Annotated in this window: 16 protein-coding genes; 11 read left to right on the top strand and 5 right to left on the bottom strand. The window is 65.6% G+C overall.

Features of this window, described 5'->3' with window-relative positions:
- The first annotated feature begins 69 nt into the window (after positions 1–69).
- The 6 genes from AWB83_RS17370 to AWB83_RS17345 all read left to right on the top strand — a co-directional run bounded on the left by AWB83_RS17370 (position 70) and on the right by AWB83_RS17345 (position 6,345).
- Positions 70–1,506 carry an N-acyl-D-amino-acid deacylase family protein gene (locus AWB83_RS17370; protein WP_087046910.1) on the top strand — a complete coding sequence of 479 codons (1,437 nt, stop codon included), beginning with the start codon at positions 70–72 and terminating at the stop codon, positions 1,504–1,506.
- A gap of 24 nt (positions 1,507–1,530) precedes the next feature.
- Positions 1,531–2,847 (top strand): MFS transporter, encoded by a 1,317-nt coding sequence (locus AWB83_RS17365; protein ID WP_087046845.1) that lies wholly within the window; start codon positions 1,531–1,533, stop codon positions 2,845–2,847.
- A 91-nt stretch (positions 2,848–2,938) separates the two neighbouring features.
- Positions 2,939–4,282, top strand: coding sequence for an aspartate aminotransferase family protein (locus AWB83_RS17360; RefSeq protein WP_087046844.1), 1,344 nt, complete (start codon positions 2,939–2,941; stop codon positions 4,280–4,282).
- Positions 4,279–4,473, top strand: coding sequence for a hypothetical protein (locus tag AWB83_RS17355; RefSeq protein WP_087046843.1), 195 nt, complete (start codon positions 4,279–4,281; stop codon positions 4,471–4,473). Before AWB83_RS17360 ends, AWB83_RS17355 begins: the two co-directional genes overlap by 4 nt.
- Positions 4,457–5,794 (top strand): AtzE family amidohydrolase, encoded by a 1,338-nt coding sequence (locus AWB83_RS17350; protein WP_087046842.1) that lies wholly within the window; start codon positions 4,457–4,459, stop codon positions 5,792–5,794. Before AWB83_RS17355 ends, AWB83_RS17350 begins: the two co-directional genes overlap by 17 nt.
- On the top strand, positions 5,791–6,345 hold the full coding sequence (locus AWB83_RS17345; RefSeq protein ID WP_087046841.1) for a carboxymuconolactone decarboxylase family protein: 555 nt from the start codon (positions 5,791–5,793) through the stop codon (positions 6,343–6,345). Before AWB83_RS17350 ends, AWB83_RS17345 begins: the two co-directional genes overlap by 4 nt.
- Before the next feature lie 36 nt (positions 6,346–6,381).
- Here AWB83_RS17345 and AWB83_RS17340 read toward each other — a convergent pair whose 3' ends face one another.
- Entirely contained in the window at positions 6,382–7,278 is an 897-nt protein-coding gene (locus AWB83_RS17340) for a glutamate/aspartate ABC transporter substrate-binding protein (protein WP_087046840.1), read from the bottom strand.
- Between the two features lie 202 nt (positions 7,279–7,480).
- Here AWB83_RS17340 and AWB83_RS17335 point away from each other — a divergent pair, with 202 nt between their 5' ends.
- The 3 genes from AWB83_RS17335 to AWB83_RS17325 all read left to right on the top strand — a co-directional run bounded on the left by AWB83_RS17335 (position 7,481) and on the right by AWB83_RS17325 (position 9,799).
- Complete coding sequence (locus tag AWB83_RS17335; RefSeq protein WP_087046839.1) at positions 7,481–8,149, top strand: glycine zipper 2TM domain-containing protein; 669 nt, start codon at positions 7,481–7,483, stop codon at positions 8,147–8,149.
- Positions 8,150–8,280: 131 nt separating this feature from the next.
- Entirely contained in the window at positions 8,281–8,772 is a 492-nt protein-coding gene (locus AWB83_RS17330; RefSeq protein WP_087046838.1) for a hypothetical protein, read from the top strand.
- Between the two features lie 403 nt (positions 8,773–9,175).
- Positions 9,176–9,799, top strand: coding sequence for a cysteine hydrolase family protein (locus AWB83_RS17325; RefSeq protein WP_087046837.1), 624 nt, complete (start codon positions 9,176–9,178; stop codon positions 9,797–9,799).
- A gap of 12 nt (positions 9,800–9,811) precedes the next feature.
- Here the strand turns inward: AWB83_RS17325 and AWB83_RS17320 are convergent, their stop codons facing one another.
- The 3 genes from AWB83_RS17320 to AWB83_RS17310 are packed head-to-tail and all read right to left on the bottom strand — an operon-like array spanning position 9,812 to position 11,588.
- Positions 9,812–10,159: a hypothetical protein gene (locus tag AWB83_RS17320; protein ID WP_244197777.1), complete on the bottom strand. Its 348-nt coding sequence runs from the start codon at positions 10,157–10,159 to the stop codon at positions 9,812–9,814.
- A 57-nt stretch (positions 10,160–10,216) separates the two neighbouring features.
- A complete protein-coding gene (locus AWB83_RS17315; RefSeq protein WP_087046909.1) occupies positions 10,217–10,783 on the bottom strand; it encodes a hypothetical protein in 567 nt (188 codons plus the stop codon).
- Between the two features lie 28 nt (positions 10,784–10,811).
- On the bottom strand, positions 10,812–11,588 hold the full coding sequence (locus tag AWB83_RS17310; RefSeq protein WP_244197775.1) for a peptidoglycan DD-metalloendopeptidase family protein: 777 nt from the start codon (positions 11,586–11,588) through the stop codon (positions 10,812–10,814).
- Here AWB83_RS17310 and AWB83_RS37280 point away from each other — a divergent pair.
- Complete coding sequence (locus AWB83_RS37280) at positions 11,545–11,829, top strand: hypothetical protein (protein ID WP_244197774.1); 285 nt, start codon at positions 11,545–11,547, stop codon at positions 11,827–11,829. The genes AWB83_RS17310 and AWB83_RS37280 overlap by 44 nt on opposite strands.
- 348 nt (positions 11,830–12,177) lie before the next feature.
- Complete coding sequence (locus AWB83_RS17305; RefSeq protein WP_087046908.1) at positions 12,178–12,429, top strand: GlsB/YeaQ/YmgE family stress response membrane protein; 252 nt, start codon at positions 12,178–12,180, stop codon at positions 12,427–12,429.
- Positions 12,430–12,495: 66 nt separating this feature from the next.
- Here AWB83_RS17305 and AWB83_RS17300 read toward each other — a convergent pair whose 3' ends face one another.
- Positions 12,496–13,158: a DedA family protein gene (locus AWB83_RS17300; RefSeq protein ID WP_087046834.1), complete on the bottom strand. Its 663-nt coding sequence runs from the start codon at positions 13,156–13,158 to the stop codon at positions 12,496–12,498.
- Between the last annotated feature and the right edge of the window lie 127 nt (positions 13,159–13,285).

The raw sequence follows: 13,285 nt of genomic DNA, 5'->3' as shown, positions 1-13,285 counted from the left end.
TTGGACGTGCCTATTTTTTGCACCGAGCATTGTCGCCGAAACAAAAAGTCATCACAGCGGGGCATGCTCATGCACTATCAACTGATCATCCGGAACGGCGAAGTCATCGACGGAACCGGCAACGCGCGCTTCGCCGCCGACGTCGGCGTGAACGGCGAGCGCATCGAGGCGATCGGCGACCTGTCGGCGGCGAGCGCGGACGCGACCATCGACGCGACGGGCAAGATCGTGGCGCCGGGCTTCATCGACAGTCACACGCACGACGACGCCTTCGTTCTTACGCATCCCGACGTGCGGCCGAAAGTCGTGCAGGGCGTGACGACGGTGATCGCAGGCAACTGCGGCATCAGTCTCGCGCCCTTGCGGGCGGATGCGATTCCGCAACCGCTCGATCTGCTCGGCGTGCCCGAGCGCTTCGCCTACGACAGCTTCGCCGCCTATCTCGACGCGCTCGACGGGGCGCCCGCCGCCGTGAACGTCGCGGCGCTCGTCGGCCATTCGACGCTGCGCGTGCGTCACATGAACGATCTCGCGCGCGAAGCCACGGCGGACGAGCGCGCGCGCATGGCTGCCGATGTCGAAGAGGCGATGAAGGCGGGCGCGTTCGGGGTGTCTTCGGGCACGTTCTATCCGCCCGCGGCGGCGGCGAGCACGCAGGAGCTGATCGACGTCTGCGCGCCGCTCAAACGCTTTCCCGGCGTCTTCGCCACGCACTTGCGCGACGAAACCGCCGACATCGTTCCATCGATGGAAGAAGCGTTCGCGATCGGCAAGGCGGTCGGCGCGAATCTCGTGCTCTCGCATCACAAGGTCGCGGGCAAGGAGAATCACGGGCGCTCGGTCGAAACGCTCGCGCTCATCGACGCCCAAAGCGAGCGCCAGCCGCTCTGCCTCGACTGCCATCCATATCCGGCCACCTCCACCATGCTGCGCGCGGACCGCATCCGCCAGTCGTCGCGCGTGATGCTCGCATGGTCCACGAAGCGCCCCGAGCTCGCGGGCAAGGACTTCGTGGAGATCCTGCCGCTCTATGACGGCTCGATCGAAGCCGCCATCGAAGACCTGAAACCCGCGGGCGCGATCTATTTCGTCATGGACGAACAGGACGTGCGGCGCATCTTCCGCCACGAAAAGACGATGGTCGGCTCCGACGGCCTGCCGAACGACACCGCGCCGCACCCGCGCCTGTGGGGCACGTTTCCGCGCGTGCTCGGCCACTACTCCCGCGAGCTGAAGCTGTTTCCGCTGGAGACGGCCGTGCGCAAGATGTCCGGCCTCACCGCCGAGCAATTCGGCATCGATGCGCGCGGGCACGTCGCCGAAGGCCATTTCGCGGATCTCGTCGTGTTCGATCCCGACGAAGTCATCGACCGCGCGACGTTCGACGCGCCCAAGCTCGCGCCGAAGGGCATCGAGCATGTGATCGTGAACGGCGTGGCCGTGATCGCGCATGGCGAACCCACGGGCGCGAGACCGGGACGGGCGCTGCGCCGAATCCCTCGATAAACAACCAGCCGATCAGAGACCGACATGGCCACTCCCCATCAAGCAACGCCGCAATCCGCCGCGCATCCCGCGCACGCCGCCGACGCCGTGTATCGCAGGGTGACGCTGCGCGTCATCCCGCTCATCCTGCTGTGCTACTTCTTCGGCTATCTGGATCGCGTGAACGTCGGCTTCGCCAAGCTGCAGATGATGAGCGAGCTGAACCTCACCGAAGCGGCTTACGGCGTCGGCGCGGGGCTCTTCTTCGTCGGCTATCTGCTGCTTCAGGTGCCTGCCGGCTATCTCGTGAAGCGCCTGGGCGTGCGCGCGTGTCTCGGCGGCTCGCTGATCGCGTGGGGCATCGTCTCCATCGCGACGCTGGCGACGCGCGATCAGACGACGTTCTACATCCTGCGCTTTCTGCTCGGCCTGACGGAAGCGAGCTTCTTTCCCGCGGTCATCGCGTACTTCAGCCTGTGGTTTCCGTCGTTCCGTCTGGCCAAGGTGATGTCGCTGCTCTTTCTCGCGATGCCGCTCGGCGTGATCATCGGCGGCCCGCTGTCGGGCTGGATCATGGACGCCACGCACGGCGGCCTGAGCCTGCACGGCTGGCAGTGGATGTTCCTGATCGAAGGCCTGCCCGCGGTCATGCTCGGCGTCGTGCTGTTCGCCGCGGTGGTGAATCGCATCGAGGATGCGAAGTGGCTCTCGCGCGACGAACTCGCGGTCGTGAAAAGCGAGCTCGCGCGCGAATCGTCGGACAAGAAACAGGCGCTTCTGCCCGCGCTGAAGGAGCCGACGCTGTGGCTGCTGTGCGCGATCTCGTTTCTCTACAACGTCGGCAACTACGGCCTCGTCTTCTGGATGCCGACGATGGTCAAGGCGCTCGGCCATCTCAGCAATTTCCAGATCGGCGTCGTGAGCGCAATTCCCTATCTCGTCGCGGCCGCCGCGATGGTCATCAACGCGCAGCATTCCGTGAAGACACGCGAGCGGCGCTGGCACACGGCGGCGCCGGTGTTCATCGGCGGCATCGCGCTGATCGGCAGCGTGATGGCGGCGGGCGCGCCCGTGACCGCGGTCGCGTGCCTGACGGTAGCCGTCGCCGGCATCATGAGCACGCTGGCGATGTTCTGGAGCCTGCCGTCGCGCATTCTCGCGGGCACGGCGGCGGCGGGCGGCGCCGGTCTCGTGAACGTCGGCGCGGCGGTCGCGGGCTTCGTCGGGCCGACGATCATGGGCTTTCTCAAGGACATCACCGGCAGCACGACGGTCGGCGTCGCGCTGCTCGCCGTCACGCTGTTTCTCGCCGCGTTCCTGATCCTCGCGATTCCCGCGCGCTACATCAGGGCCGCGCAATGAGTCGCCGATACGCGCATCATTGACAACATATGTTGTTATCAGGTTAGAATCATACATCGCGTGTTGCGCACGCTCTTCAAAGGCAGGAACCATGACCACGGTATTTCATCGCGCGCCGCGCGCCAAGCTCCCCGTCGCCGTGCGCGGCGACGGCATCGAGATCGTCGATTCGACCGGCAAGCGCTACATCGACGCGTGCGGCGGCGCGGCCGTCTCGTGCCTCGGCCACAGTCATCCGCGCGTGATCGAGGCCATCCAGCGCCAGGTGCAGCAACTGCCCTATGCGCATACGTCGTTCTTCACGACGGAACCCGCCGAGGAACTCGCGAACCTGCTCGTCGAAGCCGCGCCGAAGAATCTCGGTCATGTCTATTTCGTGTCCGGCGGCTCCGAAGCGATGGAGGCGGCGCTCAAGCTCGCGCGCCAGTATTTCGTCGAGACGGGGCAGCCCGAGCGGCGGCATTTCATCGCGCGGCGGCAGAGCTATCACGGCAACACGCTCGGCGCGCTCGCGATCGGCGGCAACGCGTGGCGCCGCGAGCCGTTCCTGCCGATCCTGATCGAAGCGCATCACGTCACGCCCTGCTTCGCGTATCGCGAGCAGCGCGCGGGCGAATCGGACGAAGCCTTCGCGCAACGTCTCGCCGACGAGCTCGAAGCCAAGATTCTCGAGCTCGGGCCGGAAACGGTGGCCGCGTTCGTTGCTGAAACTGTCGTCGGCGCGACGGCCGGCGCGGTACCGCCGGTGCGCGAGTACTTCCGCAAGATTCGCGCGGTCTGCGACAAGTACGGCGTGCTGCTGATCCTCGACGAAGTGATGTCGGGCATGGGCCGCACCGGCTATCTGTTCGCGTGCGAGGAAGACGGCGTGTCGCCCGACATTCTGGCGATCGCGAAAGGGCTCGGCGCGGGTTATCAGCCGATCGGCGCGACGCTCGTCAGCAACGAGATCTTCGAGACGATCGTCGGCGGCTCCGGGTTCTTCCAGCACGGCCACACATATATCGGTCATGCGACGGCGTGCGCGGCGGCGCTCGAAGTGCAGAAGGTCATCGCCGGGGACAAGCTGCTCGACAACGTGAAGGCGCGCGGCGAGCAATTGCGCGCCCTGCTGCGCGAGCGGCATGCGAAGCATCCGTTCATCGGCGACGTGCGCGGGCGCGGCCTCTTCACCGGCGTCGAGCTCGTCCAGGACCGCGGGAGCAAGGCGCCGTTCGATCCGAAGCACAAGCTGCACGCCGTCATCAAGAGCGAGGCGATGAAGCGCGGCCTCATGGTCTATCCGATGGGCGGCACCGTGGACGGCATTAACGGCGATCACGTGCTCATCGCGCCGCCGTTCATCACGACGAGCGAGCAGATCGAAACCATCGTCGAGCGTCTTTCCGAGGCGATCGACGGCGCGCTCGGCGTGATCGGCGCGAAGGCCGCATGAAGCAAGCAGCCGACGGCACCCCGTTCGACTCGCGACGCTACGCGAAAGCGTGCGCGGCGAGCCTCGGCATCGCATTGCCCGATGCGCTGCTGACGGACGTCGCGGCGCTGCTCGATACGATGCACGCGAGCGCGCGGCAACTCGCCATTGCGCTCGACGAACCGGAACCCGACGATGAACCGCGCGCTTGAAATCGCCGCCGACGTGCGCGCGCGAAGACGTTCGGCCGTCGACGCGACGCGTGAAGCGCTCGCTGTCATCGAGCGCGAGAACGCCGCGATCAACGCGTTCCATCACGTTTTCCACGACGAAGCGCTTGCACACGCCGGGCGCATCGACGCGCTGCTTGCGAACGGCATCGATCCCGGGCCGCTCGCCGGCGTGCCGTTTGCGGCAAAGAGCCTGTTCGATATCGAAGGCCATGCGAGGATCGCCGGCTCGCGCGCGCGGCTCGATGCGCCCGCCGCGCGACGCGACGCCGACGCCGTCGCGCGGCTCAGGCAGGCCGGCGCGGTGCTCGTCGGCACGACGCACATGGACGAGCTCGCGTGCGGTGCGACCGGCGAAAATCCGCATTTCGGCGCAGTGCGCAATCCGCACGACATCGAATGCATGACGGGCGGATCGTCGGGCGGCTCGGCGGCCGCCGTCGCGGCGGGATGCGTGCCGCTCGCGCTCGGCAGCGACACCAACGGCTCCATCCGCGCGCCCGCCGCGCTGTGCGGCGCATGGGGCATGAAGCCGACGTTCGGGCGCCTGTCGAAGCGCGGCACGCTGCCCTATGCCGATTCGCTCGATTGCATCGGCGGCTTTGCGCGTAACGTCGACGATCTCGCGGCGATGTACGCGGTTCTCGACGGCAACGCATCGAACGAACGCTGCGACGAGCGGAAAGTCGCCGTGCTCGGCGGCTTCTTCGAAACCTATGCTTCGCGCGAAGCGTGGGACGCCGTGATGCAAACGGCATCATTGCTCGGGCCGCACGAGACGATCGTCATGCCCGAAGACGAGATGCAACTCGTGCGCGGCGCCGCGACGATCATCTCGAACGTCGAAGTCGCGACCGCGCACGCGAATCTGCTCGACGCGCCTGCCGAAAGCGTGTCGCCACGCCTGCGCACGCGCCTGCTGGCGGGCGCATTGAGTCCGGCCGCGTGGTACGCCCGCGCGCTGCGCTACCAGCAGCGCTTTCGCATGCGCATGTCGCGCCTCTTCGCCGACTTCGACATCCTGCTCGCGCCATGCACGCCCTTCGCGGCGCCGCGCTTCTCCGACACGACCATCATGGTGGGCGTTCACGCGCTCGAACCGGCGAAGCATCTCGGCATGCTGACGCAGCCCATTTCCTTCGCGGGCCTTCCGGTCGTCACCGCGCCCGTGATTCGCCCAGGCCGCATGCCGCTCGGCGTGCAGGTGATCGCCGCGCCCTTCGACGAAGCCGCGTGCCTCGCGACGGCGCGGCGCATCGAGGAGGGCTTCAGGAACACCCAACGAACATCGACCGACACATGAGCAAGAGACTTCCCGATTTCAACACCGCCACCGCATCCGACGAACAGAAGGCCGTGCTGCAGGACATCCTGAGCGGCCCGCGCGGCAACCTCAACGGGCCGTTTCTCGGCTGGATCTTCAGCCCGGAACTCGCGCAGAACGCGCAGAAGCTCGGCGCGTTCTGCCGCTACAAGACGGGCCTGCCGCTGCGGCTGTCGGAACTCGCGATCCTGGTGACGGCGGCGCGCTGGCGCTCGCAGGCGGAATGGCACATTCATCATCCGATCGCGCTGGACGCGGGCCTGCCCGCCGATGTCGCCGAGGCGCTGCGCACCGGCAAGACGCCGGATTTCGCCGATGCCGAGGACAAGCTCGTCTTCGATTTCGCGACCGAGCTCTATGAAACGAAGCGCGTAAGCGATGCGACCTATGACGCCGCCGTCGCGCGCTTCGGCCATACGGTGGTGGTGAATCTCGTCGGCCTGCTGGGCTACTACGCGCTCGTCGCGATGACGCTCAACACGTTCGGCATGCGCGCCGAAGGGCAAAAGGACCTGCCCTTCGCGGAATGAGCTACGCCGGGCGCGTCCTTGCGCCCGGCATGCAGATCATTCGAACGCCTTGTCGTTCGGCTCGGCGTAGAGCTTCTGCATCGTCTCGCTCATCGGGAAATCGAAGTTGATGTTCTTCGGTGGCACGGGTTTCATGAACCACTTGTCGTACATCGTCTTGATCTCGGGGCTCTTCATCACCTGGCTCATCGTGTCGTCGACGAGCTTTTTGAACTCCGGATCGTCCTTGCGCATCATGAAGCCGTAGGCCTCCGACGACTGCGGCGTGCCGACGAGCACCCAGTCGGAAGGCTTCGCCGTCAGCGAGCGCGTGCCCGCGAGCAGCACGTCGTCCATCATGTAGGCCACCGCGCGGCCGGTTTCGAGCGTCGCTCGCCCTTCCCCGTAGTCCTTCGCGCTGATGATGCTCATGTTCATCTTCTTCTCTTCGTTCATCTTGCGCAGGATGCGTTCGGACGTCGTGCCCTGATTCGTCACGACGGTCTTGCCCGCGAGGTCAGGAAAATCCTTGATGCCCGAATCCTTTTTGGTGAGCAGGCGCGTGGTCGCGACGAAGAACGTGTCGGAGAAGGCCACCTGATTCTGCCGCGACGTGAGGTTCGTCGTCACGCCGCATTCGAGATCGACCGTGCCGTTCTGCACGAGCGAGATGCGGTTCTGCGACGTCACCGGAATGAAGCGCACGCGCAAATCCGGATGCTTCGTCCTGGCCTTGACCGCGTCGATCACCTTGTTGCACAGGTCCTGGGAAAAACCGACGACGTTGTTGCTCGCATCGACATATGAAAACGGCACGGACGTTTCGCGATGGCCGATCGCGATCAGATCGACGGCCTGTATCTTGGCGAGCGTCATCTGGCCGTAGCTCGCCCCCGTGACGAGCGAGAGCGCGGCAAGCGCGAAAGCGGATGCGAGCAGCGGCTTGGTTTTCATGGCTTCCTCTTTTGTGTGGAATGATACATATGTTGCCATCTACAAAATTAGCGCAACATATGTAAAGACCCTAGGCCGCCTGGGGATGCCTCGCCAAGCGCGTTCGCGCCGCGACTTTTGCTTACAAATGTCACAGCATCCGCGTCCACCGCGCGCGGGACGCGGCGTTATAGCAGGCAGGCATCCACAGGAGGTCGCTGCCATGAACGCTGTTCCCGAGATTCAAACGAAGCCGTCCCGCATTCACCCGCTCGTCGCGGCAGCCGCCGTGTCGGTCATCCTCGCGTGCGGCACCGGGGTCGCGGCGATGACGGGCCTGCTGCCCTCGTCGAAGGCGACCGCCGCGGCTGTCACGGCCTCACCGCTCGTCGATGCGCAAGTGACCAAGACAACGCCTTCGCAACAGGCATCGCAACCGGCGACTCAGCAAGCCGCGCCGCTGCCGCGCGCCGTGCGCGGGCATCACGTGAATCCGGCGCGTACCGCCGCGCCGGTCCATGAGCCGGCCGTCCATGCGACGAATCCCGCGCCCGCCTACGATCCGTACGCCGGTGAAGTGACCGCGGTGAACACCGTGCAGACCGCCCAGCCTACGACGGGCCTCGGCGCGGTCGGCGGCGCGGTGGTCGGCGGGCTCGCGGGCACGCAGATCGGCAACGGACGCGGCCGCACGGCGGCGACGATCATCGGCGCGATCGGCGGCGGGCTCGCGGGCAATCAGATCGAGCACGCGGTTCACAAGGCGACGACGTACCAGGTGCAGGTCCGCATGGACGACGGCAGCGTGCGCACGTTCAACTACGAAGCCGCGCCGGGAGTCGCAATCGGCCAGAAGGTGCGCGTGTCCGGCGAGACGCTGACGCCGGCCTGAGGACGAGACCACGACCCTTAAGACAGAGCTAATTTTCCGGTGCGATGATGCCTTCCACCTCGAATGCATCCGGCGTCCCGGCACAGCCAGGCGCCCCGGTCCAAGCGAAAAGCCTTTTCGGGAGTGCTTCCGTGAAAAAGAAATCGACGAACATGAAATCCGCCCGTCCCGCGATGTCGCCGCTCCTGCGCGCGCTGACGTACAGCCGCGAGGCGCGCGAGCCGATGATCGACGCGATGTTGCTGCAATGCTACGCCGCGCTCGATGCGTTTCATCGCGGGCACGGCTCGCAGCCGCTCTTCATGACGATGTGCCGTCATCTGCTGGTTGCGGAGGAGCTGTGCCAGCTCGGCCACGCGCCCGAATTCGAGGATGACATCACGCTCGCGCACGAAGCCCTCGTCGAACTGGATGCGCGTCATTCGGCCGAAGGCGCCTGGATGCTCGACGCCGACGAGCACTCGCGGCTTTGCACGGCGCTCGCCGTATTCGCGGGGCAGCTGGAAGACGCGACGCTCGAGCACATCGCCCAGGCGGAGGCGCGCATGGTCACGCAATCGCTGGTCGCGGCGAACATGCGCTCGAGTCTTGCGCGCACACAAGCGGTTGCGTCGGAACGCTGAATATCAGGGCTTTCCCGCAAAACGCTGATCAAATTGCGAAAGTGTTTGCGAACGTACATTCAGACAAATGCGCGCTCGCAATACTTATTCCAGCGCACGGGGGAAGCAGTCAAGCGCGCTGAGAGACCAAAACATGATGGGCGGCACTCGACCGGATCGAGGAAGGAAGCACTGCGCACAGGCGAAACAAGAACAAATCGCGCATGCTTTCGCCAACGGCCTGGCGAGTCGCAGGCGAAGGAAGCCCGCGCTCCGACAACGAAGCTCAAAAGCCGGCATTTCGCCGGCTTTTTCTTTTGCCGCGCCGCGCGCATAGCGCGGTTTCGGATGCTCGTTTGCCGGACGCGTAACATGAGGCGGGGCGCGTTTCGCGCCATCTCACCGTTGCGAGCGGAGGCAGACGATGAACGCCTGTCCGAAAGACCGCACCGCCCTGCTGTTCGTGGATCCCTACAACGACTTTCTCGCCGAGGGCGGCAAGCTCTGGCCGCGCGTCGCGCAGACGCAGAATGCGGCGCATCTGCATGAAAACCTGAGGCGCGTCGCGTCGACCGTGCGCTCGCTCGGCCTGCCGGTGTTCATCGTGCCGCATCGCCGTTTCGAGCCGGGCGACATCGATGCATGGGCGCATCCGTCGCCGTATCTGTCGACGGCCACGCGTTCGCTCGTCTTCGGCAGGAACACATGGGGCGGCGAATGGTTTCCCGACTTCGCGCCCCAGCCGGGCGACACGATCGTGAAGGAACACTGGATGAGCAGCGGCTTCGCCAATACCGATCTCGATTTCCTGCTGAAGCAGCGCGGCATCTCGCACGTGATCCTCATCGGGCTCGTCGCGAATACGTGCATCGAGACGACGGGACGATTCGCGGCGCAGCTCGGCTATCACGTCACGCTCGTACGCGACGCGACCGCCGCGTTCTCCGACGAAGCGCTGCACGCGGCCCACGAAATCAACGCGCGCACCTACGCGCACGCGCTAGTGACGACAGACGAACTGGTCGCTCAGCTGACGGCGCCTGAATGAAAGGATGGCGGATCAGAGGAACCTGGAGAAGACCGTGCGCGCGCATTCCGCGCACCAATGACGCGATATCGCATCGGGACGGGCGTCCCAGACATGGCCATAGGCGCATTGCCAACTGAGTGGCGTCGACGCATCGACATAGCCTGGCGACAACAATACGCCGCCACGCGCCTCGGCCGCCTCGCGCAGGCGCCTCGTCTCAAGCTCGCGCCGCTGCGCCGCGCAGCTCATGCAGCGCACGTTGCGCGCCGGGTCGAGCGACTCGTCCCAGGAATGGCCGCGGCCGCATTCCCAGCGCGAAAGCGTCGCCTGGTTCGTCCCGGCTCGCGCCCGGTCGCGAAAGCTCGCCGCTTCGGCCATCAGACGAAGATGCACGTTGCATTCGGCCGGAACGCTCATCGTCGGCTAGCGCGTGGCTCAGCGTTGACCGCCGCGGATCGACTCGGAGCGCGAGGTCGTCACCACCGTGCCGTCGGGACCGAAGTGCGCGTTGAACATCGCGTCCTGATTGACGCCGTCCTCGAGCCAGTGCCAGCTCCAGACACGCTCCTTCTTCAACGGATATTCAGCGATGGTCGTGGGCTTGCCGAGCAGCCTGCGCGCTTCGTCCATCGTCATGCCGGGCCGCACCTTCGCGAAATTCGCGGCGGTCAGCACCTGCGTCACGGAGACGAAGCGGCCGTTCGCATCGATATCCACCATGTAGGTGTTCGTTCCCGCCGGCCCGCGCGGATATTCGAGGCGCTTGCTGCCGTCCGTGAAAGCGCGCTCGGTTTCCGGCTCGCCCATCTGGTCGCGGATCTGCGCCTCGGTGGTCACGCCCGGCTGCAGGTTCTTGAGAAGCAGGTTGTCCGGCTTCACCGCATTGAAGAATGCCTTCAGCTTGTTCAATGCTTCCTCGCCTTGCCGCTGATCGCAGCCGGAGAACAGCGATACGGACGACGCCGCGACGAGCGCGGCGAGCACGATCTTCTTCACCTTCAGCCCCCTTCGCCCGCGAGCACGCAATGCGTCATCCGCCCGCCGCGCCGAGCAGCGGCATCGGATCGACGGCGGCGCCCGATTTTCTCACTTCGAAATGCAGCGCCGGCGTGCCGGTCGGCCCGGTGCCCATATCCGCGATGGTCGCGCCCTGCTTGACGGTATCGCCTTCCTTCACGAGCAGCTTCTCGTTGTAGGCGTAGGCGGTCAGATAGTCGTTGCCGTGCTTGACGATGATCATGCGCCCGTAGGAGCGCAGGCCGCTGCCCGCATAGACCACCTTGCCCGAGGCCGCCGCCTTGACCGGCTGCCCGACCTTGCCTTCGATATCGATGCCCTTGTTGCCGCTCGCGCCGAACTTGCGCACGACCTCGCCGCGCACGGGCCACACGAACGTGCCCTTGGGTGCGGTCGCGCTGACCACCGTCTCGCGCTCCTCGCTCGCGGCGGGCTTTTCGGCCGCCGTTTTTTGCGACGCCGGCTTCTCCGTCGTCGGCAGGAGCGGCGGCTGGGTCATCTTCGAGCCGGATGCCGTCGCCGATGCGCTCGCCGCGGCGCCCGGCGGCGCGACACGCAGCACCTGCCCGATGTTGACCTGCTTGCTCTCGGGCAGATTGTTCCAGCTGACCAGATCGGCGGGCTTTTGCTTGAAGGTCCGCGAAATGCCGTAGAGCGTGTCGCCCGGCTTCACGCGATAGAACCCCGGCTCGACGGGCGCGGGCGTCGCCGCCGCGGCCGGCCCGAGCGGCACGACCGGCGCGGGCGTGACGCTCGGCGCCGTGCTCTGCACGACCGGCGGCGCGCTCATCGCCGAACTTTCGACGATCGGCGCGGGCGTCCGCGGCGTCGACGAACATCCTGCCAGCCCTGCGGCAATTCCCGCTGCGAGCGTCATGCCCGCAATCGCCGTCCGAGAGTTCGATCCGAAACCCTCCTTGTGCATCACCACCAGCTTTCTCATGCTTTTCGTCTTGAACTTTTCTAACTTTTCGGCCGCGCTCGCACGCGGCGCCCTTCGTCACGCGCGTTTTTCCGCTGCCACGCCGTGACCGCCGTGCCCCGGACCCGCTCGCGCCGCAAGAATCCCAATTTCTGAAGCAATACAACTTCGCCAGCATAAAACATTACGGCTGCAAATTTGTCCGCGTGACCTAAACGACACATTTCGGCCGCGGATCGCGAACGCGACTCTTTGGCATTCTAAATTTTTGACGTAAGCCGCCGGGCCCTGCCGCCGCCTGCCCGCGCGGTGTCGCCGCGCGTTCCCCCTCGACAATCTTTGACAGTTTCAAGACCCTTGCGCCCATCGTTTCGGCTACATTCGCCGCGCCTGGACGCGGGGGCGTTCCCCGCAGCCTGCACCCCCCATATTTTCGGAGTCTCAGCGCATGCAACTCATGCAACATGGAATCATCCTCAGCCTGATCATCGGCGGCGTGGCCGGCTGGCTCGCCGGCCTCATCATGAACGGGAGCGGCTTCGGCATGCTGGTGGACATCATCGTCGGCATCGTGGGCGGTGTGATCGGCGGCTGGATCTTCGGCACGCTCGGCATCTCGTTCGGCGCCGGCATCTTCGGCACGCTCGTGACGGCCGTGATCGGCGCGGTCGTGCTGCTCTTCGTCATCCGCCTGTTCCGCCGCGGCTGAAGCGATTTCACCGCGCCCACGATGCCGTCAGGCCGTCACGACAGCCTCGTGGGCCCGAGCCGCTCCTCAAGCTTTCGAGTTGCGACGGCGGCTCACCTTCCATAGCGCGCCCAGCGCGATCGGGACGATCGCCGCGCCGATACCCACCAGCACGATCACGTTCAGATACTGCTTGATGAACGGAATGTTGCCGAAGAAGTAACCAAGCAGCACGAGCAACAGCACCCAGACGAGCGCGCCCAGAATATTGAAGAGCTGAAAGCGCGTGTGGCTCATCGCCGATACCCCGGCGACGAACGGCGCGAACGTGCGCACCACCGGCACGAAACGCGCGATCACGATGGTCTTGCCGCCGTGCCGCTCGTAGAAGTTGTGGGTTTTCTGCAGCGCCGCCCGGTCGAGAAAGCGCTCGAGCACCGGAATGCGGGTGTCGAAGACCTTCGGCCCGATGGCGCGGCCGACCCAGTAATTCACCGTGTTGCCGGATATCGCCGCGACGAGCAGAAGCGCGATCAGTGCGAACAGGTCCATCTCGTGCGTCGCGGCGAACGTCCCGCCGATGAAGAGCAGCGAATCGCCCGGCAGGAACGGGAATACGACGAGCCCGGTTTCGCAGAACACGATCAGGAACAACACCGCGTAGACCCAGGCGCCGTAATGCTGGATGAAGTCACCGAGCGACTTGTCGATGTGAAGGATGAGTCCCAGGAATTGCAGCAGCGTGTCCAAAAGCTTTCCTCGAAAAAATGGGGCCGGCGGCCGGCGAAAACCGGTCGCGGGCGACAAATGCAGGGGTCGCGCCATGATACCGAAGTGGCACGTCGCTTCGGTTAAAAAGCGCGCATCCGGACGCCAT

It is taken from the genome of Caballeronia ptereochthonis, from assembly GCF_001545075.1.
Classification (GTDB): domain Bacteria; phylum Pseudomonadota; class Gammaproteobacteria; order Burkholderiales; family Burkholderiaceae; genus Caballeronia; species Caballeronia ptereochthonis.
Note: the sequence above shows the minus strand (reverse complement) of the source record. Positions and strands in the feature narration are given on the sequence as shown.

Excerpts from the sequence above, each read along its gene's own strand:
- AWB83_RS17370 (WP_087046910.1), top strand. The coding sequence starts at position 70 with ATGCACTATCAACTGATCATCCGGAACGGCGAAGTCATCGACGGAACC.
- AWB83_RS17365 (WP_087046845.1), top strand. The coding sequence starts at position 1,531 with ATGGCCACTCCCCATCAAGCAACGCCGCAATCCGCCGCGCATCCCGCG.
- AWB83_RS17360 (WP_087046844.1), top strand. The coding sequence starts at position 2,939 with ATGACCACGGTATTTCATCGCGCGCCGCGCGCCAAGCTCCCCGTCGCC.
- AWB83_RS17355 (WP_087046843.1), top strand. The coding sequence starts at position 4,279 with ATGAAGCAAGCAGCCGACGGCACCCCGTTCGACTCGCGACGCTACGCG.
- AWB83_RS17350 (WP_087046842.1), top strand. The coding sequence starts at position 4,457 with ATGAACCGCGCGCTTGAAATCGCCGCCGACGTGCGCGCGCGAAGACGT.
- AWB83_RS17345 (WP_087046841.1), top strand. The coding sequence starts at position 5,791 with ATGAGCAAGAGACTTCCCGATTTCAACACCGCCACCGCATCCGACGAA.
- AWB83_RS17340 (WP_087046840.1), bottom strand. The coding sequence starts at position 7,278 with ATGAAAACCAAGCCGCTGCTCGCATCCGCTTTCGCGCTTGCCGCGCTC.
- AWB83_RS17335 (WP_087046839.1), top strand. The coding sequence starts at position 7,481 with ATGAACGCTGTTCCCGAGATTCAAACGAAGCCGTCCCGCATTCACCCG.
- AWB83_RS17325 (WP_087046837.1), top strand. The coding sequence starts at position 9,176 with ATGAACGCCTGTCCGAAAGACCGCACCGCCCTGCTGTTCGTGGATCCC.
- AWB83_RS17320 (WP_244197777.1), bottom strand. The coding sequence starts at position 10,159 with ATGGCCGAAGCGGCGAGCTTTCGCGACCGGGCGCGAGCCGGGACGAAC.
- AWB83_RS17310 (WP_244197775.1), bottom strand. The coding sequence starts at position 11,588 with ATGAGCGCGCCGCCGGTCGTGCAGAGCACGGCGCCGAGCGTCACGCCC.
- AWB83_RS17305 (WP_087046908.1), top strand. The coding sequence starts at position 12,178 with ATGCAACATGGAATCATCCTCAGCCTGATCATCGGCGGCGTGGCCGGC.